The following is a 19,205-nucleotide window of genomic DNA, read 5'->3' as shown; positions in this document are numbered from 1 at the left end:
CAGTTCGCTGCGAGTTTTAAGGCTGACAAGGAGAGACGCGTGAGGCGATTGCCGGGGATTTTACTGCTTACAGGGGCAACGCTGGTCGTGATTGTCGCGTTGCTCGTGAGCGGGCTGCGTCTCGCCTTGCCGCATCTGGACAGCTGGCGTCCGCAGATCCTGGCAAAAATCGAATCCGCCACTGGCCTGCCGGTGGACGTGAGTCATATCGAGGCAAGCTGGCAGAACTTTGGCCCGACGCTAGATGCCCGGGATATCAGCGCCGGCCTGAAAGATGGCGGCCACCTCAAAATCAAACGCGTCACCCTGGCGCTGGATGTCTGGCAAAGCCTGCTGCATCTGCGCTGGCAGTTTCGCGATCTCACCTTCTGGCAACTTCAGCTGATGACTAACACGCCGCTGCGAAGCGGCGACAGCGATCGGGGGCTGGAAACCAGCCGTATCAGCGATCTGTTCCTGCGGCAGTTCGATCATTTCGATCTGCGCGACAGCGAAGTGAGCTTTATTACTCTTTCCGGCCAGCGCGCTGAGCTGGCGATCCCACAGCTGACATGGTTAAACGGGAAAGATCGCCACCGCGCCGAGGGGAAGGTGAATCTCTCCAGCCTGAACGGGCAGCACGGCGTTATGCATGTGCGGATGGATCTGCGTGACGACAATGGCTTGCTGAACAACGGCAGGGTGTGGCTACAGGCGGACGACGTGGACGTGAAGCCGTGGCTCGGTGAGTGGCTACAGCAGAACATGCAGCTGGAGACCGCGCGCTTCAGCCTGGAAGGCTGGATGACCCTGACGAACGGGACGTTCGCCAGCGGCGATATCTGGCTTAAGCAGGGGGGCGCGAGCTGGAAAGGGGAAAACCATCAGCATCAACTTTCCGTCGATAACCTCACCGCACACGTGACGCAGGATAAAGGCGGCTGGCAGTTCGCTATTCCGGATACGCGCATCTCCATGGATAACAAACCCTGGCCGCGCGGCGCGCTGACGCTGGCGTGGATGCCGGAGCAGGACGTCGGCGGGATAAACGGTAAACGCAGCGACGAGCTGCGTATCCGCGCCAGTAACCTGGATCTGACGGCGATCGAAGGGCTGCGTTCAATGGCCGCAAAACTCTCCCCGGAGCTGGGCGAAATCTGGCTGGCGACGCAGCCGAGCGGGCAGATAAACCGGCTGGCGCTGGATATTCCGCTCCAGGCTACGGAAAAGACGCGTTTTCAGGCGGCATGGAAAAATCTCGCATGGAAACAGTGGAAACTGCTGCCGGGTGCCGAGCACTTCAGCGGTAAACTGGAAGGAAGCGTGGAAAACGGCAGGCTGACGGCAGAAATGCAGGACGCGAAAATGCCGTACGAAACGGTCTTCCGTGCGCCACTGGAGATCGAAAAGGGAAATGCCACCCTCAACTGGCTGAAAAATGACAAAGGTTTTCAGCTCGATGGCCGCGATATCGATGTGAAAGCCAAAGCGGTACATGCCCGCGGTAATTTCCGTTATCTACAGCCTGAAGGCGATGAGCCGTGGTTGGGTATTCTGGCGGGCATCAGCACGGATGACGGTTCGCAGGCGTGGCGCTACTTCCCGGAAAACCTGATGGGGAAAGCGCTGGTGGACTATCTCAGCGGCGCTATTCAGGGCGGCCAGGCGGATAACGCCACGCTGGTCTACGGCGGCAACCCGCACCTGTTCCCGTATAAGCACAACGAAGGCCAGTTCCAGGTTCTGGTGCCTCTGCGCAACGCCACCTATGCCTTCCAGCCGGACTGGCCGGCGCTGAAGAATCTGGATATTGAACTCAACTTCCTGAATGACGGCCTGTGGATGAAGACGGACAGCGTTGCGCTGGGCGGCGTAACGGCAAGCAACCTGACGGCAAACATCCCGGATTACTCCAAAGAGAAACTGCTGATTGATGCGGATATTAAGGGGCCAGGTAAAGCGGTTGGCCCGTACTTTGTAGATACGCCGCTGAATGACTCCCTGGCAGCCACCCTTCAGCAGTTGCAGTTAGATGGCGATGTGAATGCTCGCTTACATCTGGATATCCCGCTGGACGGTGAAATGACCACCGCCAAAGGCGACGTTAGCCTTAATAACAACAGCCTCTATATCAAGCCGCTGGACAGCACGCTGAAAAACCTCAGCGGTCAGTTCAGCTTTGTTAACGGCACGCTGAAAAGTGAGCCGCTGAAAGCGACCTGGTTCAATCAACCCGTCAATATCGATTTCTCCACCACCGAGGGCGATAAAGCCTACCAGGTGGCGGTCAATATGGACGCGAACTGGCAGCCGTCACGCATGGATGTTCTGCCGAAGCCGATTGAGAATGCGGTGGACGGCGCGGTGTCATGGAATGGCAAGGTCGCCATCGACCTGCCTTATCATGCCGGTGCGCGCTATAACGTCGACATTACGGGCGATCTGAAAAACCTCAGCAGCCAACTTCCCGCGCCGCTGAATAAGAAAAGCGGTGAAGCATTGCCCGTCAATGTTAAGGTTGCGGGCAACCTTAACAGCTTCGATTTAACCGGAAACGCTGGTGGAACAAACCACTTCAACAGCCGCTGGCTGCTTAACCGCAAGCTGACGCTGGACAGAGCGATCTGGACGACGGACAGCCGTACCACGCCGCCGCTGCCGGAGCAGGCGGGCGTTGAACTGAATCTCCCGCCGATGGATGGCGCAGAGTGGCTGGCACTGTTCCAGAAAGGTGTCGGGCAAAACGTCGACCAAACGGCGCAGTTCCCGCAGTCCATTACCTTGCGCACGCCTGCGCTGACGCTGGGCGGGCAGCAGTGGAACAACCTGAGTATTGTCTCCCGGCCGACGGTAAACGGCTCAAAGGTCGAGGCGCAGGGGCGTGAGATCAACGGTTCGTTGACCATGCGCGATCACGCGCCATGGCAGGCGGCTATCCGTTACCTCTATTACAATCCGACCTTTACGGCGTCTAAAGCAGAGTCGACAAGCGCTTCTCCTGTCAGTGGCAGTGGGACGTCGCGCGTGGATTTCAGCGGCTGGCCCGATCTCCAGTTGCGCTGTGCGGAATGCTGGCTGTGGGGGCAAAAATATGGCCGTATCGACGGTGATTTTGCTATTCAGGGCAATACGCTGAGCCTCTCTGGTGGGCTGGTGGATACCGGCTTTGGCCGCATGACTGCCGCTGGCGAATGGGTGAACAAACCGGGTGAACAGCGCACCTCGCTGAAAGGCGATATTAAAGGCAACAAGCTGGACGCCGCAGCTAACTTCTTCGGCATTAGCACGCCGCTTCGCGGATCGTCCTTCGATGTGAATTACGATCTGCACTGGCGCGCAGCGCCATGGACACCCGATGAAGCTTCGCTTAACGGCATCCTGAAAACCCACTTCGGTAAGGGTGAGATTGCCGATGTGAGCACGGGGCGCGCCGGGCAGATCCTGCGTCTGCTGAGTTTTGACGCGCTGCTGCGCAAGCTGCGCTTCGACTTTAGCGACACCTTCAGCGAAGGTTTCTACTACGATTCCATTCGCAGCACGGCGTGGATCAAAGACGGCGTTCTGCACACCGACGACACGCTGGTGGACGGCCTGGAAGCGGATATCGCGATGAAAGGGTCAGTGGATCTCGTGCGCCGCGAGTTGGATATGGAAGCCGTGGTGGCGCCGGAGATTTCCGCAAGCGTGGGCGTTGCGGCAGCCTTTGTGGTCAATCCGATCGTCGGGGCGGCGGTGTTTGCGGCCAGTAAAGTGCTGGGACCGCTCTGGAGCAAAGTCTCGATTCTGCGCTATCGCATCACCGGGCCGGTTGATAAACCACAGATTAATGAGGTGCTGCGCCAGCCGCGCAAAGAAGCACAGCAATGATTTGACGTGGGCAGGTAATTGCCTCACTCTCAATAAATACGATCTTTATACCGCCACAGGCGGCAACGAACGAGTAGCAATAGATGAGTCTGAACCTGGTAAGTGAACATTTGCTCGCAGCGAACGGCCTGAGCCATCAGGACCTGTTCTCCATTCTTGGTCAACTGACCGAACGCCGCCTCGACTACGGCGATCTCTATTTCCAGTCGAGCTATCACGAATCCTGGGTTTTAGAAGACAGCATCATTAAAGATGGCTCTTATAACATTGACCAGGGCGTCGGCGTGCGCGCCGTCAGCGGCGAAAAAACCGGTTTTGCCTATGCAGACCAGATAAGCCTGGCCGCGCTGGAGCAGAGCGCGCAGGCGGCGCGAACCATTGTGCGCGATACGGGCGACGGACGGGTGAAAACGCTGGGTGAAGTGCAGCACGCTGCGCTCTATACCAGCATCGACCCGCTGCAAAGCATGAGCCGCGAAGAGAAGCTGGACATCCTGCGTCGCGTGGACAAAGTGGCTCGCGCGGCGGATAAACGCGTGCAGGAAGTCTCTGCCAGCCTGACCGGTGTTTATGAACTGATCCTGGTGGCGGCGACGGACGGTACCCTGGCGGCGGATGTTCGCCCGCTGGTGCGTCTCTCTATCAGCGTGCAGGTTGAAGACGACGGTAAGCGCGAGCGCGGCTCCAGCGGTGGCGGCGGTCGTTTTGGTTATGACTGGTTCCTGGGTGATGTCGACGGCGAAGCCCGTGCGGATGCATGGGCAAAAGAAGCCGTGCGCATGGCGCTGGTCAACCTGTCTGCCGTGGCTGCACCCGCCGGTACGTTGCCGGTGGTACTGGGCGCAGGCTGGCCGGGCGTGCTGCTGCACGAAGCGGTCGGTCACGGCCTGGAAGGTGATTTCAACCGTCGCGGGACGTCCGTATTCAGCGGTCAGATGGGGCAGCTTGTCTCCTCAGAGCTGTGTACCGTGGTGGATGATGGCACCATGCTCGACCGTCGCGGCTCGATTTCTATCGACGATGAAGGTACGCCGGGTCAGTACAACGTGCTGATCGAAAACGGCGTACTGAAAGGCTACATGCAGGACAAGCTTAACGCGCGCCTGATGGGCGTTGCGCCGACGGGTAACGGCCGTCGTGAATCCTACGCACATCTGCCGATGCCGCGCATGACCAATACTTACATGCTGCCGGGCCAGTCCACGCCGCAGGAGATTATCGAATCCGTTGATTACGGTATCTTTGCGCCAAACTTTGGCGGCGGTCAGGTGGATATCACCTCCGGCAAATTTGTCTTCTCTACCTCAGAGGCGTATCTGATTGAGAAGGGCAAAGTGACCAAAGCGGTGAAGGGCGCAACCCTGATTGGCTCCGGCATTGAGGCCATGCAGCAGATTTCCATGGTCGGTAACGACCTGAAACTGGATAACGGCGTGGGCGTTTGCGGCAAAGAGGGCCAGAGCCTGCCTGTGGGCGTCGGTCAGCCTACGTTGAAAGTGGATAATCTGACGGTGGGCGGCACGGCGTAAATTTTCCCCCGCACTCTAACCCTCTCCCCAACGGGGAGAGGGGAAAAGCCTACTCTTTCCTTCTACCTCGCATGCCCTGAAACAGCTCCGCCACTTCCACAAAATAGTCCGTCAGATAGTTAATACAGACCTGCACCTTCAGCGGCAGCTTGTCCTTTTCGGTATAGAGCGCGTACACCGGACGCGGATCGGACTGGTAGCGCGGGAAGAGGATCTCCAGCACGCCACTGTTGATCTCGTTGATCACCCACATCAGCGGTACGTAGGCGATCCCGGCCCCGGCCACCAGCCAGCGTGAGATGGTCATCGGATCGTTGGTCACGAAGCGGCCTTCAGGCAGCAGTTTAGTGGAAAGCCCTTCCGGCGCGATCAGTTCAAATTCGTTATCTGGCCGAACGCTGTATTCCAGCCACGAGTGGTTGCTCAGGTCGGCAGGTTTTTCCGGCACGCCATACTGTGCCAGATAGCTTTTCGAAGCGCAGACCACCATCGGCATGCTGCCCAGTCGACGCGAGAATAGGCTCGAGTCCTGCAACGCGCCAACGCGGATCACCACGTCTAACCCATCGGCAATCAGGTCCGGTGCCGGAATGCCCGTTACCAGATTAACGGTTAAACCGGGATACTCTTTCAGCATTTCCGCCGTCATGGCAGCGAGAACATTTTGTGCCATAGTTGAAGAACAACCGATACGCAGCGTGCCGATAGGCGTGTTGTTAAAGGCATAGAGCTGCTCGTGAACATCCTGCACCTCATGCAGCATTCGACGGCAGCCCTGATAGTAAATTTTACCCGCTTCCGTCAGCCCAATGCTGCGGGTGCTGCGGTTGAGCAGCTTCACCTGGAGCTCATCTTCCAGTTTTGACACTGTCTGGCTAATGGATGAGACGCTCATTTGTAGCTGACGTGCTGCGGCGGTAAAAGAGCCTTGCTCAACCACTTTCGCAAAGACGGACATGCGTTTTAGACGTTCCATTATTCACTCTGGCTTAAAAGTGATTTAGATCACATATGATAGATAACAGCATAACAGTTACGTTAATATATTATTAATTACATAACGGCTGCGCCACTCTCGCCCGGCAATTCTTGCTCTCCTGCGGCGGCGCGAGCTTAAAAATCCAGTAACCTGCACTCTCTTTAATCAAGGTCAACATGAGTCTGTTTCCCGTTATCGTGGTGTTCGGTTTGTCGTTCCCACCGATATTTTTCGAGCTTCTTTTATCACTGGCGATCTTCTGGCTGGTGCGCAAGGTGCTGGTCCCTACCGGGATTTATGATTTCGTCTGGCATCCTGCATTGTTCAATACCGCGCTGTATTGCTGCCTGTTCTATTTAATATCGCGCATGTTTGTCTGAGGTTGATGTGAAAACGCTAACAAGAAAAATCTCCCGCACTGCCATCACTATGGCGCTGGTCATCCTGGCGTTCATCGCTATTTTTCGCGCCTGGGTTTATTACACCGAATCCCCGTGGACGCGCGATGCGCGTTTCAGCGCGGAGGTGGTCGCGATAGCGCCCGATGTCGCCGGTCTCATTACGGCGGTCAACGTCCACGATAACCAACTGGTGAAAAAAGATCAGGTGCTGTTCACCATCGACCAGCCGCGCTATCAAAAAGCGCTGGAAGAAGCGGAAGCCGACGTGGCGTATTACAACGCGCTGGCCGCTGAAAAACGCCGTGAAGCAGGTCGCCGTAACAAGCTGGGCATCCAGGCTATGTCCCGGGAAGAGATTGACCAGTCTAATAACGTGCTGCAAACCGTGCTGCATCAGCTGGCAAAAGCGCAGGCGACGCGCGATCTGGCGAAGCTCGATCTGGAACGTACCGTTATCCGCGCGCCGTCCGATGGCTGGGTGACCAACCTCAACGTCTATGCGGGTGAGTTTATCACGCGCGGCTCAACTGCCGTGGCGCTGGTGAAACAGAACTCCTTCTACGTCCTCGCCTATATGGAAGAGACCAAGCTGGAAGGCGTGCGTCCGGGCTATCGCGCCGAAATCACGCCGCTCGGCAGCAACCGGGTCCTGAAGGGAACCGTGGACAGCGTGGCCGCGGGGGTGACCAACTCCAGCAGTACCAATGATACAAAAGGGATGGCGACCGTCGATTCTAACCTCGAGTGGGTTCGCCTGGCGCAGCGCGTACCGGTACGCATTCGTCTGGATGAGCAGCAGAGCAACCTCTGGCCCGCAGGCACCACCGCGACGGTGGTGATCACGGGTGAAAAAGACCGTGATGCCAGCCAGGATTCTATCTTCCGTCAAATCGCCCATCGCCTGCGCGAGTTTGGTTGATCGCTATGGGCATTTTTTCCATCGCCAGCCAGCACATCCGCTTCGCCGTGAAGCTGGCATGCGCCATTGTGCTGGCGCTGTTTGTTGGCTTCCATTTCCAGCTTGAAACACCGCGCTGGGCCGTTCTGACCGCCGCGATCGTCGCCGCCGGTCCTGCCTTCGCGGCGGGTGGCGAACCTTACTCCGGGGCAATTCGCTATCGCGGGATGCTGCGTATTATCGGCACCTTTATCGGCTGTATCGCCGCTCTGACCATTATCATCCTGATGATCCGTACGCCGCTGCTGATGCTGATTGTGTGCTGTATCTGGGCGGGTTTTTGCACCTGGGTCTCTTCGCTGGTGAAGGTGGAGAACTCGTACGCCTGGGGCCTGGCGGGATATACCGCGCTGATTATTATCATCACCATTCAGAGTGAACCGCTGCTTGCTCCGCAGTTCGCCGTCGAACGTTGTAGCGAGATTGTCATTGGTATCGTCTGCGCGATTGTCGCAGATCTGCTCTTCTCTCCGCGATCCATCAAGCAGGAAGTCGATCGTGAGCTGGACGCGCTGATTGTTGCTCAGTACCAGCTTATGCAGCTGTGCATTAAGCACGGCGACAGCGAAGAGGTCGACAAGGCCTGGAGCGCGCTGGTGCGCCGCACGCAGGCGCTGGAAGGGATGCGCAGTAATCTCAACATGGAGTCTTCCCGCTGGGAGCGGGCCAATCGTCGTCTGAAAGCGATCAATACCGTCTCGTTAACGCTGATCACCCAGGCGTGTGAAACCTACCTGATTCAGAACACCCGCCCCGAAGTGGTAACGGATACTTTCCGCGAACTGTTTGATGAGCCCGTGGAGACGGTGCAGGACGTGCATCGACAGCTTAAACGCATGCGTCGTGTGATTGCCTGGACAGGAGAACGGGATACGCCAGTCACCATTTATACCTGGGTAGGCGCCGCAACGCGCTACCTGCTCCTGAAACGCGGCGTGATTAGCAACACCAAAATCAGTGCGGCGGAAGAAGAGGTATTGCAGGGCGAAGTGGTGATCAAACCGGAGTCCGCCGAGCGCCACCATGCGATGGTTAATTTCTGGCGTACCACCCTGGCTTGTATACTCGGCACGCTGTTCTGGCTGTGGACCGGCTGGACGTCCGGCAGCGGCGCGATGGTGATGATTGCCGTCGTCACCGCGCTGGCGATGCGTCTGCCCAACCCGCGCATGGTCGCGATCGATTTTCTGTACGGCACCATTGCGGCGTTACCCATTGGTGCGCTCTACTTCCTGGTGATTATTCCCTCGACGCAGCAAAGCATGCTTTTGCTCTGCATCAGCCTGGCGGTGATGGCGTTCTTTATCGGGATTGAGGTACAAAAACGCCGTCTGGGATCGTTGGGTGCGCTGGCGAGCACGATTAACATCATCGTGCTGGATAACCCGATGACCTTCCATTTCAGCCAGTTCCTGGATAGCGCATTAGGTCAGCTGGTGGGCTGTTTCCTGGCGATGATGGTGATCCTGCTGGTGCGGGATAACTCTCAGGCGCGGACAGGGCGTGTGCTGCTGAATCAGTTTGTGTCGGCCGCCGTATCGTCATTGACTACCAACACCGCGCGGCGCAAGGAGAACCACCTGCCGGCGCTCTATCAACAGCTGTTCCTGTTGCTGAATAAATTCCCGGGCGATGTCGCCCGCTTCCGCCTGGCGTTAACCATGATTATCGCGCACCAGCGTCTGCGGAACGCGCCAGTGCCGATCAACGACGATTTGTCCGCCTACCACCGCCAGCTACGGCGAACGGCGGACCATGTGATATCGGCATCCAGTGATGACAAACGTCGCCGCTACTTTAAGCAACTGCTGGAGGAACTGGATATCTACCAGGAGAAACTGCGGATCTGGGAAGCGCCGCCGCAGGTTACCGAGCCGGTAGAGCGGCTGGTGTTTATGCTGCACCGCTACCAGAATGCGCTGACAGACAGCTAACGAAGAGAAAACCGACGCCAAAAGCGTCGGTTTTTTTGTGGCTATACTTATTCTTGCAGGTTCAAACATTCAGGAAGGGAGGACACATGACAACCCAGGCTCTTCAGGACAGTATCCTTTTTCAGACCGGGTATCTGGTTAACGGTATCTGGAAAACACTCGACACCACGTTTGATGTGCTAAACCCGGCCACGGGCGAGGTGGTCGCGAAAGTGGCGAAAGCAGGGAAAGCCGAAACCGAAGAGGCCATTGCGGCCGCGACGAAGGCCTTTCCCGCATGGCGCGCAAAAACGGCAAAAGAGCGCTCCACGATCCTCTATCGCTGGTATGAACTGATTATCGAGAATAAAAGCTGGCTCGGGCGACTGATGACTACCGAGCAGGGCAAGCCGCTGAAAGAGGCTGAAGGTGAGGTGGACTACGCTGCCAGCTTCATTCAGTGGTTTGCCGAGCAGGCCAAGCGCGCCAACGGTGAAATCATTCCTCCGGTTAAACCCGGCTCCCGTATTCTGGCCACTCGTGAACCTGTCGGGGTGGTTGCTGCTATCACGCCATGGAATTTCCCGATGGCCATGCTCACCCGTAAGCTCGGCCCGGCGCTGGCAGCAGGATGTACCGGCGTCATCAAGCCTGCAAACAACACGCCGCTGAGCGCCTTTGCGCTGCTGACGCTGGCGAAGCAGGCCGGTGTGCCGGATGGTGTGCTGAATGCGGTCGCGGGGAGCACCTCAGAAATTAGTGACGCCATTATGGCCAGCCATGACGTGCGCAAAATCTCGTTTACCGGATCAACCGCCGTCGGGAAAACGCTGGTTCGCAATTCCGCAGAGACCATGAAAAAGGTATCGATGGAGCTGGGCGGTAATGCGCCATATATCGTTTTCGAGGACGCGGATATTGAGGCCGCCGTCAAAGGCGCGATCGCCAATAAGTTCCGTAACGCTGGGCAGGTCTGCGTCAGCGTAAACCGTTTCTATATTCAGGAGACGGTCTATGACAAGTTTGTCAATCAACTTGCCGATGCGGTGAAGGCGCTGAAGGTGGGGAACGGTCTGGACGAGGGCGTCGTTGTCGGCCCGCTGATTGAGCCTTCGGCTGTCGAAAAAGTCCGTGAGCACGTCGAAGATGCGGTAGCGAAGGGCGCCACGGTGCTGGCTGGGGGTAAACCGCACGAACTTGGCGGCAACTTCTGGATGCCAACCGTACTCGGTGACTGCCATGAAGGCATGAAGCTGGCAGAAGAGGAGACCTTTGGTCCCGTTGCCGCCTGCTTCCGCTTCACGTCGGAAGACGAAGTGGTTATGCGCGCTAACAATACGCCTTACGGGCTGGCAGCCTACTTTTATACCCAGAATCTCTCGCGCGTGTTCCGCGTCTCGCAGGCCATTGAGAGCGGCATGATCGGAATTAATGAATGTGCGGTCTCGACCGAGCTGGGTCCGTTTGGGGGCGTAAAAGAGTCCGGGCTGGGCCGCGAAGGGTCCGTGCTGGGGCTGGAGGAGTTTCTGGAAGTCAAAACCCTGCATATCGGGGGATTATAATAGACAGGGCGGCATTTGCCGCCCGCCTGTACCGGGTGGCTGGCAATGAAAATTTATACCTTTGATTTTGACGAAATTGAGAGTCAGGAAGACTTCTATCGCGAGTTTATTCGGGCGTTCGACCTGGAGCGGGGCAGCGTAAGCAATCTTGATATGCTGTGGGATGTGGTTACCGGCGATCGTCTGCCGTTACCGCTGGAAATCGAATTTACCCATCTGCCTGAAAAACTACGCAGACGCTTTGGTGCATTGATTTTATTGTTTGATGAAGCGGAGGAGGAGCTGGAAGGGCAACTGCGTTTCAACGTGCGCCAGTGATAAAAAAGCCCCTGACCGGGAGGTCAGGGGCAAGTCGTATGATGAGATACGACGAGGGTTTATTTGTACAGTTCTGCGGTAGCGTGCCAGTGGTCGCCACTGCGCGCTTCGATGATGCGATAGGATGACGCACCCTGTTCTTCCGCTTTTTTGTTCAGCATTTCGTGCATGTCCATCGGAGACGTACCGATGGCGCCAACAGAAACAGTCCCGATAGCCTGACGGGATTGTGCCTGTTCAGCATTGATGGTGTCGGCTGCAAACGCACCGAATGACAGGACTGACAGTACGCTCAGGGCAGCTACAGTGGTTTTAATTTTCATGATTATTTACCTCGTCAATTATTTTACTGGGGTCTTTGTTCTGTGACCCTCATCACAAAATCAAGTATACACTAATCACGCAAAAAATTAATACCAGACTAATGGTTTCGTCTGTTATTACGCGTTAAAAAATTCATTTTTTATAACGAGAATGCATAAAAAAGGGCGTCACAATGCGAGGTTTGTGGTTTTTTCTTATTTAAATCAAATGGGTATGGTAATTTGATTTTTTGTGCGATTTTGCGGCAGATCATTAACTGAATGAATGTTAACAGGCGGTAAAAAGCACTATTTGCAAAAGTAGCAGGCAGAGAAAAGCAGGGTAAAACGCGGTAAAAGCAGAATGATCCCCGCAGCCAGGCGCTACGGGGCAGACAATTACAGCTCCTGTTCGAACAGGACCAGAATCGCTTCGTAGAGGTCTTTCACCGAGAAACCATTTGCCGGGGTGGTAAAAATGGTGTCATCGCCGGCGATGGTCCCGAGGATCCCCTCTGCTTTACCCAGCGAGTCCAGCAGGCGGGCAATCAGCTGGGCTGCGCCCGGGCTGGTGTGGATCACGACCACGGCATCGTTATAGTCGATGTCCAGAACCAGGTTTTTCAGCGGGCTGGAGGTCGTTGGCACGCCAAGTTCAGCAGGCAGGCAATAAACCATTTCCATTTTGGCGTTGCGCGTACGCACCGCACCAAACTTGGTTAACATGCGAGAGACCTTCGACTGGTTGATGTTGTCGAAGCCTTGTTCCTGCAACGCCTGAACAATTTCTCCCTGAGAACTGAATTTCTCTTCTTTGAGTAGCGCTTTAAACGCCTTCACTAATTCTTCTTGCTTAGACGAGCTTCGCATAAGTCACCCGGAATATGACGATAGAAACAACATTATTATGCATGTGGATGAATTTTTATGCAAATTATCTACCTGGCACCAGGCTGAAATAATGTTATGAAAGGGAGAGATTTTATCAGATTTCGTTATCGGAAAACATGCCTGGGTCACGCCGCGCAAATAAGCTTAAAAGTAAATTAAATGTTATCAAAATGATGTTGTTTTGGTGGCGTGGCAGGGTGTATTGTAACCCCCTCTTAATTCGTTGTTGCCTGCATCCCGATAGTATTCAGGTGAAGGCGAAAGACGTGCGACCTCAAATTCTTTAGCGATGAAAATTGTAATTAATGACGTGCTGAATTATGGTCGCCGCAACGGAGTTACAGATACTTAAGTTAACCATAATAAGGAGTTTAGGATGAAAGTCGCAGTCCTCGGCGCTGCTGGTGGTATCGGCCAGGCGCTTGCCCTACTACTGAAAACCCAACTGCCTTCAGGCTCAGAACTCTCCCTGTACGATATTGCTCCGGTAACCCCAGGTGTGGCGGTTGACCTGAGCCACATCCCGACAGCTGTGAAAATCAAAGGCTTCTCCGGTGAAGATGCGCGTCCTGCGTTGCAGGGTGCCGACGTGGTGCTGATCTCCGCGGGTGTTGCGCGTAAACCGGGTATGGATCGTTCAGACCTGTTCAACGTCAACGCGGGCATCGTGAAAAACCTGGTTCAGCAGATTGCTGAAACCTGCCCGAAAGCGTGCATCGGGATCATCACCAACCCGGTGAACACCACCGTTGCTATCGCAGCAGAAGTGCTGAAGAAAGCGGGCGTTTACGACAAGAACAAACTGTTCGGCGTAACTACGCTGGATATCATCCGCTCCAATACCTTCGTGGCTGAGCTGAAAGGCAAGCAGCCAACGGAAGTGGAAGTGCCGGTTATCGGCGGTCATTCTGGCGTGACCATCCTGCCTCTGCTGTCGCAGATCCCGGGCGTGAGCTTCACCGAGCAGGAAGTGGCTGACCTGACCAAACGTATTCAGAACGCAGGCACCGAAGTGGTGGAAGCGAAGGCGGGTGGCGGTTCTGCAACCCTGTCTATGGGCCAGGCGGCGGCACGTTTCGGCCTGTCTCTGGTTCGCGCGTTGCAGGGCGAAAAAGGCGTTGTTGAATGCGCCTATGTTGAAGGCGACGGTGAACACGCGCGCTTCTTCTCTCAGCCGCTGCTGCTGGGTAAAAACGGTGTTGAAGAGCGTAAGTCTATCGGCACGCTGAGCGCGTTTGAGCAAAACGCGATGGAAGGCATGCTGGATACGCTGAAGAAAGACATTACGCTGGGCGAAGAGTTCGTTAACAAGTGATCTTATCCCGGTAAAAAAAACGGAGCGTTAAGCTCCGTTTTTTTATGCCCGTCAGTTAGTGGCCGGGTATTCCTGGATGGTGACCTGAATCGTCAGCTTCTTGTCATTACGCATGACTTCAACAGGGATGATGGAGCCCGGGCGAATCTCAGCCACCTGGTCCATGGTTTCCAGCGCAGAGACCGCTGGCGTACCGTTGACGGAAAGGATAACGTCGTTCACCTGGATACCTGCGTTGGCCGCCGGGCCGCCAGGCGCCACTTCGTTGACCACAATCCCCTGGATCTGATCGATACCACCGCCCTGCGTATGCATCGGCGCGATTTCACGCCCGCCAATACCGATGTAGCCACGGATCACGCGGCCATCACGGATCAGCTTGTCCATGATCTTGGTCGCCAGCTGGAACGGAATGGCAAAGCCAATCCCTTCCGGCGTTTCGCCGTCGTTGCTCTTGTCGAAGGAGAGGGTGTTAATGCCCATCAGTTCGCCCAGAGAGTTCACCAGCGCACCGCCGGAGTTACCGTGGTTGATCGAGGCATCGGTTTGCAGGAAGTTCTGCCGCCCTGACGGGTTCAGGCCGATACGACCGGTCGCGCTGATGATCCCCTGAGTGATGGTCTGGCCCAGGTTGTACGGGTTACCGATCGCCAGCACCACATCGCCGATGTGCGGCGTGCGTTTGCGATTAATCGGGATTGTCGGCAGACCGCCCGTGGCGTTGATCTTCAGCACCGCCAGGTCGGTAAGGCTGTCCGACCCCACCAGCAGGGCTTCAAACACGCGGCCATCCTGTAAGGCGACGATAATCTGGTCGGCATCGTTAATGACGTGTTTATTGGTGATGATGTAGCCCCGGTCATCCATGATCACACCGGAACCGAGCGTGCGGATCTCCAGCTGGTTATGAGCGGAACTGTTAAGCCCGCGGTTATAGACGTTAACCACGGCGGGGGCGGCACGGCGTACCGCCTGATTGTACGTCGCAGGCGTTTCATCCGTGCTGTCGAACTGAGGAGCCGACAGTTTGTTGAACTGGCGTAAAGATGGCATAGCCACCAGCAGCAGACCGGCAACGATCAAACCAATGACAATTGAACGAAAGAGCTTTAAAAGCATGATGCGTGTGTCGTTAAAAAAGGAACGGTTTGCAGCATAACATGAGTTATCCGGACATCACACGCAGCGGCGATGTCCGGAGTCGCAAATGGTTAACGCAGTAAAATGTAGAGGGTGTCGTTGCCACGGATAATTTGCAGGGCAATGACCGCCGGTTTACTCTCCAGCACCTTACGCATTTCGGCAATAGACTGCACGCGAGTGCGGTTCACGCCCACGATCACGTCGTCCTGATGTAAACCTGCCTGCGCGGCCGGGCTGCTCTTCTCAACGGTAGTGACAGAAATGCCTTTCGTGCCGTTTTTAAGCTGACCGTCGCTCAGCGTAGCGCCCTGTAGAGCCGGGGAGATCTGTTCTGCGCTGGCGGAAGAGGAGGTGCTCTTGTCCAGCGTCACTTCCACAGTCAGCGGTTTGCCCTCACGGATCAGGCCCAGCTTCACTTTAGCGCCCGGCTCCGTGGTGGCAATACGTGATCGTAATTCAGCGAAGCTGCTCAGCGGTTTATCGTTCAGGCTGACAATAATGTCGCCGGATTTCACGCCCGCTTTCGCAGAGCCTGAGTTGGGCAGCACTTCGCTGACAAACGCCCCGCGCTGGACGTTGAGCTTAAAGGCTTTGGCGATATCGGCGCTCATCTCCATGCCTTTGATGCCCAGCAGACCGCGCTTAACCTCGCCAAATTGAATCAGCTGTTGAGACAGGGTTTTCGCCATGTTACTCGGAATGGCAAAACCAATCCCGATGCTGCCGCCGCCTGGCGCGAGGATAGCGGTGTTGATGCCGATCAGCTCGCCGTTCAGATTAAGCAGCGCACCGCCGGAGTTGCCCCGGTTGATGGAGGCATCGGTCTGGATGAAGTTTTCCAGCCCTTCGAGATTCAGGCCGCTGCGCCCCAGGGCGGAGACAATCCCGGAGGTGGCGGTCTGGCCTAAACCGAACGGGTTACCGACCGCGACGGCAAAATCACCGACGCGCAGCTTATCGGAATCTGCAATGGCGATCTGGGTCAGGTTGCTGGGGTTTTGCACCTGTAGCAGGGCGATATCACTCTGATCGTCACCGCCGATCAGTTTGGCGTCAAACTCCCGACCATCGTTCAGCTGAACGCTGATTTTATCGGCCTGGCTGATCACGTGGTTATTGGTCAGGATATAGCCCTTAGCCGCGTCGATAATCACCCCTGAGCCCAGGCCTTCAAACGGCTGAGCCTGCTGATCCGGCGCATCTTCGCCAAAATATTTCTTCAGCTCTTCAGGAATACGCTGGCTTTGGCGTGCCGTCCCTTCCACCTGAACGCTGACTACCGCAGGCAGGACTTTTTCAAGCATCGGCGCAAGGCTGGGAATGGCTTCTTGTCCAGGCACCTGCGAAGGCAGTGCCGCACTGGCGGGGAAGGACGCCGAGAGAGATAACCCGACACTTAACGCTAAGGCGCTCAACAGCTGGTTTTTTTTCTTCATTGATGCTGACTCTCGTATCCTGGAATGAAAAAGAACGGCCCCAAAAACATCTTGATGTTATTGAATTTTCAACCGCTGAACAATGAGGTGTTTGACTAAATAATAGCTGGGGACGGGAAGAAAGGATGGGCGCATAAGGTGCGCCCGTAAAATTTATTCAGGTTGTGCGATTAATCGCGTTTTACGCCACCGCGCAGCAGGCCGGACGCGCCGTCTGAATAGTCGCGTGGCATCTGAACCGGAGCCTGATCGTTACCGGCTTCAGAATCAGCCAGACGATTGCGGAAGGGGTTGGTCTCCGCGGTCATTTCCGGCAGCAGGCTGCTGGAGCTTTTCGCCATGTGCTGGTAGAGCTGGCGATAATCTGTCGCCATGTTGTCCAGCAGCTCAGCGCTACGGGCAAAGTGGCTGACCAGCTCTTCGCGATATTCTTCCAGTTCGGCTTTGTTCTTTTCCAGTTCGTATTGCAGTGACTGCTGCTGACGCAATTTGCGGTTACCGAAACGCATGGCCACAGCACCAATGATGATGCCGACGACTAAACCGATTAGCGCATATTCCCAGGTCATGAACTTCTCCCGTTGTCTTGTTGTTCCGTAGGGTGTTGGCTCGGCTCCTGCCTGTGCCTGATTATGCCACTATAACCGCTATTTCCGCAGAAGTGGAATCCTGACGTATCATCGCGTAGTGTAGAACGGCCTTTTTTTCATCAGCCACGCGCGCTGGTGAGGTTTAACTAAAGGAATAACAACAACATCATGCAAAACCTGTCCCCTTCATCGCGTTACCAACTGGCCCTGAGCGAGGGCACACACCAGCCGGATGATGTCCAGCGTGAAGCGGTTAACCGCCTGGACACGATTTATCAGGAACTTCTGGCGAAACCCGCCGATGCGGTGCAGAGCAGTGGGCTGAAGGCGGCATTCGGCCGTTTACTGGGCAAAAAAGAGCCCACGGTAAACGCACCGGTTCGTGGCTTATATATGTGGGGCGGCGTTGGGCGGGGTAAGACCTGGCTGATGGACATGTTCTACCAGAGCCTGCCCGGCACGCGTAAGCAGCGCCTGCACTTTCACCGTTTTATGCTGCGGGTCCATGAAGAGCTGACGGCGCTCCAGGGCGAAACCGACCCGCTGGACATTGTGGCCGATCGCTTTAAGGCGGAAACGGACGTGCTCTGCTTCGACGAGTTCTTTGTTTCCGATATTACGGATGCCATGCTGTTGGGGGGCCTCATGAAAGCGCTGTTTGCGCGTGGGATCACTCTGGTGGCGACCTCCAATATCCCGCCGGATGAGCTTTATCGCAATGGTCTCCAGCGGGCGCGTTTCCTGCCGGCCATTGATGCTATCAAACAGCACTGCGACATCATGAACGTCGATGCCGGCGTCGATTATCGACTGCGCACATTAACGCAGGCACACCTGTGGCTTTCGCCGTTGAACGCCGACACAGCCCGCGAGATGGATAAACTGTGGCTGGCGCTGGCGGGAGCGCCGCGGGATAACGCGCCAGCGCTGGAGATTAATCATCGTCCGTTGCCGACGCTTGGCGTAGAAAACCAGACGCTAGCCGTCTCGTTTGCAACGCTCTGCGTGGACGCCCGCAGCCAGCATGACTACATTGCGCTTTCGCGTCTGTTCCATACCGTTATGTTGTGGGATGTGCCCGTTATGACCCCACTCATGGAGAGCGAAGCGCGCCGCTTCATCGCGCTGGTAGATGAGTTTTACGAGCGCCACGTTAAGCTGGTGGTCAGCGCCGAGGTGCCTTTATATGAGGTTTATCAGGGCGAGCGCCTGAAGTTTGAGTTCCAGCGCTGCCTGTCGCGCCTGCAAGAGATGCAGAGCGAAGAGTACCTCAAGCGTGAGCATATGCCGTAATAAATGCTCCCCTCTCCCCGTGGGAGAGGGGCTGGGGGTGAGGGCACCAGACCGCACAATACCTGACCCCGAAAAACCCATTCCAAATCACATTTAAGGGTCGATCTTTGACCTCAACTTCTCTATAATCTTGCGACCCCACGTTACGAGAAGGTTTTTTTCCCGAAACTTTCTATGTGTCGGCATGTGCTATTCGAAGGGGTAGGTTTGCCGGACTTTGTCGTGTGAACCTCAACTGACTAAACGTTTGGGTGTTCACCAACGTGTAACTTATTATTTGGGTAAGCTTTTAATGAAAACTTTTACAGCTAAACCAGAAACCGTACAGCGCGACTGGTATGTTGTTGACGCGACCGGTAAAACTCTGGGCCGTCTGGCTACTGAACTGGCTCGTCGCCTGCGCGGTAAGCATAAAGCGGAATACACTCCGCACGTTGATACCGGTGATTACATCATCGTTCTGAACGCTGACAAAGTTGCTGTTACCGGCAACAAGCGTACTGACAAAATGTACTACCACCACACCGGCCACATCGGTGGTATCAAAGAAGCGACCTTTGAAGAGATGATTGCCCGCCGTCCTGAGCGTGTGATTGAAATCGCGGTTAAAGGCATGCTGCCAAAAGGCCCGCTGGGTCGTGCTATGTTCCGTAAACTGAAAGTTTACGCAGGCAACGAGCACAACCACGCGGCACAGCAACCGCAAGTTCTTGACATCTAATCGGGATT

At 55.8% G+C, this 19,205-nt stretch carries 16 protein-coding genes; 10 read left to right on the top strand and 6 right to left on the bottom strand.

Annotated elements, in window-relative coordinates:
• The first annotated feature begins 39 nt into the window (after positions 1-39).
• Both yhdP and tldD read left to right on the top strand, forming a co-directional pair.
• Positions 40-3,846: an AsmA2 domain-containing protein YhdP gene (gene yhdP / locus O1721_RS01275; RefSeq protein WP_045324489.1), complete on the top strand. Its 3,807-nt coding sequence runs from the start codon at positions 40-42 to the stop codon at positions 3,844-3,846.
• 83 nt (positions 3,847-3,929) lie between these two features.
• Positions 3,930-5,375 (top strand): metalloprotease TldD, encoded by a 1,446-nt coding sequence (gene tldD, locus O1721_RS01270; protein ID WP_017382710.1) that lies wholly within the window; start codon positions 3,930-3,932, stop codon positions 5,373-5,375.
• A 49-nt stretch (positions 5,376-5,424) separates the two neighbouring features.
• Here tldD and aaeR read toward each other — a convergent pair whose 3' ends face one another.
• Positions 5,425-6,351, bottom strand: coding sequence for an HTH-type transcriptional activator AaeR (gene aaeR, locus O1721_RS01265; protein WP_003860415.1), 927 nt, complete (start codon positions 6,349-6,351; stop codon positions 5,425-5,427).
• 179 nt (positions 6,352-6,530) lie between these two features.
• Between aaeR and aaeX the strand changes: the two genes are divergently transcribed.
• The 5 genes from aaeX to O1721_RS01240 all read left to right on the top strand — a co-directional run bounded on the left by aaeX (position 6,531) and on the right by O1721_RS01240 (position 11,506).
• Complete coding sequence (gene aaeX, locus O1721_RS01260) at positions 6,531-6,734, top strand: p-hydroxybenzoic acid efflux pump operon protein AaeX (RefSeq protein ID WP_003860416.1); 204 nt, start codon at positions 6,531-6,533, stop codon at positions 6,732-6,734.
• Positions 6,735-6,741: 7 nt separating this feature from the next.
• Positions 6,742-7,674: a p-hydroxybenzoic acid efflux pump subunit AaeA gene (aaeA, locus tag O1721_RS01255; RefSeq protein WP_017382713.1), complete on the top strand. Its 933-nt coding sequence runs from the start codon at positions 6,742-6,744 to the stop codon at positions 7,672-7,674.
• A 5-nt stretch (positions 7,675-7,679) separates the two neighbouring features.
• On the top strand, positions 7,680-9,647 hold the full coding sequence (gene aaeB, locus O1721_RS01250) for a p-hydroxybenzoic acid efflux pump subunit AaeB (RefSeq protein WP_015572008.1): 1,968 nt from the start codon (positions 7,680-7,682) through the stop codon (positions 9,645-9,647).
• Positions 9,648-9,733: 86 nt separating this feature from the next.
• The gene (locus O1721_RS01245; RefSeq protein ID WP_017382714.1) at positions 9,734-11,188 is read left to right on the top strand and encodes an NAD-dependent succinate-semialdehyde dehydrogenase; all 1,455 of its coding nucleotides are present in this window, start codon (positions 9,734-9,736) and stop codon (positions 11,186-11,188) included.
• Positions 11,189-11,233: 45 nt separating this feature from the next.
• The gene (locus O1721_RS01240) at positions 11,234-11,506 is read left to right on the top strand and encodes a barstar family protein (protein WP_003860424.1); all 273 of its coding nucleotides are present in this window, start codon (positions 11,234-11,236) and stop codon (positions 11,504-11,506) included.
• A gap of 59 nt (positions 11,507-11,565) precedes the next feature.
• Here O1721_RS01240 and yhcN read toward each other — a convergent pair whose 3' ends face one another.
• Positions 11,566-11,829, bottom strand: coding sequence for a peroxide/acid stress response protein YhcN (gene yhcN, locus O1721_RS01235; RefSeq protein WP_006812160.1), 264 nt, complete (start codon positions 11,827-11,829; stop codon positions 11,566-11,568).
• Positions 11,830-12,207: 378 nt separating this feature from the next.
• Positions 12,208-12,678, bottom strand: coding sequence for a transcriptional regulator ArgR (gene argR / locus O1721_RS01230; protein WP_003860428.1), 471 nt, complete (start codon positions 12,676-12,678; stop codon positions 12,208-12,210).
• Positions 12,679-13,075: 397 nt separating this feature from the next.
• Here argR and mdh point away from each other — a divergent pair, with 397 nt between their 5' ends.
• Entirely contained in the window at positions 13,076-14,014 is a 939-nt protein-coding gene (mdh, locus tag O1721_RS01225) for a malate dehydrogenase (RefSeq protein ID WP_003860429.1), read from the top strand.
• A gap of 51 nt (positions 14,015-14,065) precedes the next feature.
• Here mdh and degS read toward each other — a convergent pair whose 3' ends face one another.
• From degS to zapG, 3 genes are all read right to left on the bottom strand, one after another.
• The gene (degS, locus tag O1721_RS01220) at positions 14,066-15,133 is read right to left on the bottom strand and encodes an outer membrane-stress sensor serine endopeptidase DegS (protein ID WP_003860430.1); all 1,068 of its coding nucleotides are present in this window, start codon (positions 15,131-15,133) and stop codon (positions 14,066-14,068) included.
• A gap of 92 nt (positions 15,134-15,225) precedes the next feature.
• Complete coding sequence (gene degQ, locus O1721_RS01215; protein WP_023295506.1) at positions 15,226-16,593, bottom strand: serine endoprotease DegQ; 1,368 nt, start codon at positions 16,591-16,593, stop codon at positions 15,226-15,228.
• 170 nt (positions 16,594-16,763) lie between these two features.
• Complete coding sequence (zapG, locus tag O1721_RS01210; protein ID WP_003860432.1) at positions 16,764-17,162, bottom strand: Z-ring associated protein ZapG; 399 nt, start codon at positions 17,160-17,162, stop codon at positions 16,764-16,766.
• Between the two features lie 189 nt (positions 17,163-17,351).
• Between zapG and zapE the strand changes: the two genes are divergently transcribed.
• Together zapE and rplM are read left to right on the top strand one after the other, a co-directional pair.
• Positions 17,352-18,476, top strand: a complete 1,125-nt coding sequence (gene zapE, locus O1721_RS01205) for a cell division protein ZapE (protein ID WP_017693899.1) — start codon at positions 17,352-17,354, stop codon at positions 18,474-18,476.
• 292 nt (positions 18,477-18,768) lie between these two features.
• Complete coding sequence (gene rplM / locus O1721_RS01200) at positions 18,769-19,197, top strand: 50S ribosomal protein L13 (protein ID WP_003860434.1); 429 nt, start codon at positions 18,769-18,771, stop codon at positions 19,195-19,197.
• Positions 19,198-19,205 lie beyond the last annotated feature (8 nt).

The organism is Enterobacter cloacae complex sp. HYC033_NIDB, from assembly GCF_056673335.1.
This window is presented reverse-complemented; position numbering and strand designations above follow the sequence as displayed.

What these genes read in the sequence shown, in the direction of transcription:
- tldD (WP_017382710.1), top strand. Translation starts at nt 3,930, where the DNA reads ATGAGTCTGAACCTGGTAAGTGAACATTTGCTCGCAGCGAACGGCCTG.
- aaeR (WP_003860415.1), bottom strand. Translation starts at nt 6,351, where the DNA reads ATGGAACGTCTAAAACGCATGTCCGTCTTTGCGAAAGTGGTTGAGCAA.
- aaeX (WP_003860416.1), top strand. Translation starts at nt 6,531, where the DNA reads ATGAGTCTGTTTCCCGTTATCGTGGTGTTCGGTTTGTCGTTCCCACCG.
- aaeB (WP_015572008.1), top strand. Translation starts at nt 7,680, where the DNA reads ATGGGCATTTTTTCCATCGCCAGCCAGCACATCCGCTTCGCCGTGAAG.
- O1721_RS01245 (WP_017382714.1), top strand. Translation starts at nt 9,734, where the DNA reads ATGACAACCCAGGCTCTTCAGGACAGTATCCTTTTTCAGACCGGGTAT.
- O1721_RS01240 (WP_003860424.1), top strand. Translation starts at nt 11,234, where the DNA reads ATGAAAATTTATACCTTTGATTTTGACGAAATTGAGAGTCAGGAAGAC.
- yhcN (WP_006812160.1), bottom strand. Translation starts at nt 11,829, where the DNA reads ATGAAAATTAAAACCACTGTAGCTGCCCTGAGCGTACTGTCAGTCCTG.
- argR (WP_003860428.1), bottom strand. Translation starts at nt 12,678, where the DNA reads ATGCGAAGCTCGTCTAAGCAAGAAGAATTAGTGAAGGCGTTTAAAGCG.
- mdh (WP_003860429.1), top strand. Translation starts at nt 13,076, where the DNA reads ATGAAAGTCGCAGTCCTCGGCGCTGCTGGTGGTATCGGCCAGGCGCTT.
- degS (WP_003860430.1), bottom strand. Translation starts at nt 15,133, where the DNA reads ATGCTTTTAAAGCTCTTTCGTTCAATTGTCATTGGTTTGATCGTTGCC.
- degQ (WP_023295506.1), bottom strand. Translation starts at nt 16,593, where the DNA reads ATGAAGAAAAAAAACCAGCTGTTGAGCGCCTTAGCGTTAAGTGTCGGG.
- zapG (WP_003860432.1), bottom strand. Translation starts at nt 17,162, where the DNA reads ATGACCTGGGAATATGCGCTAATCGGTTTAGTCGTCGGCATCATCATT.
- zapE (WP_017693899.1), top strand. Translation starts at nt 17,352, where the DNA reads ATGCAAAACCTGTCCCCTTCATCGCGTTACCAACTGGCCCTGAGCGAG.
- rplM (WP_003860434.1), top strand. Translation starts at nt 18,769, where the DNA reads ATGAAAACTTTTACAGCTAAACCAGAAACCGTACAGCGCGACTGGTAT.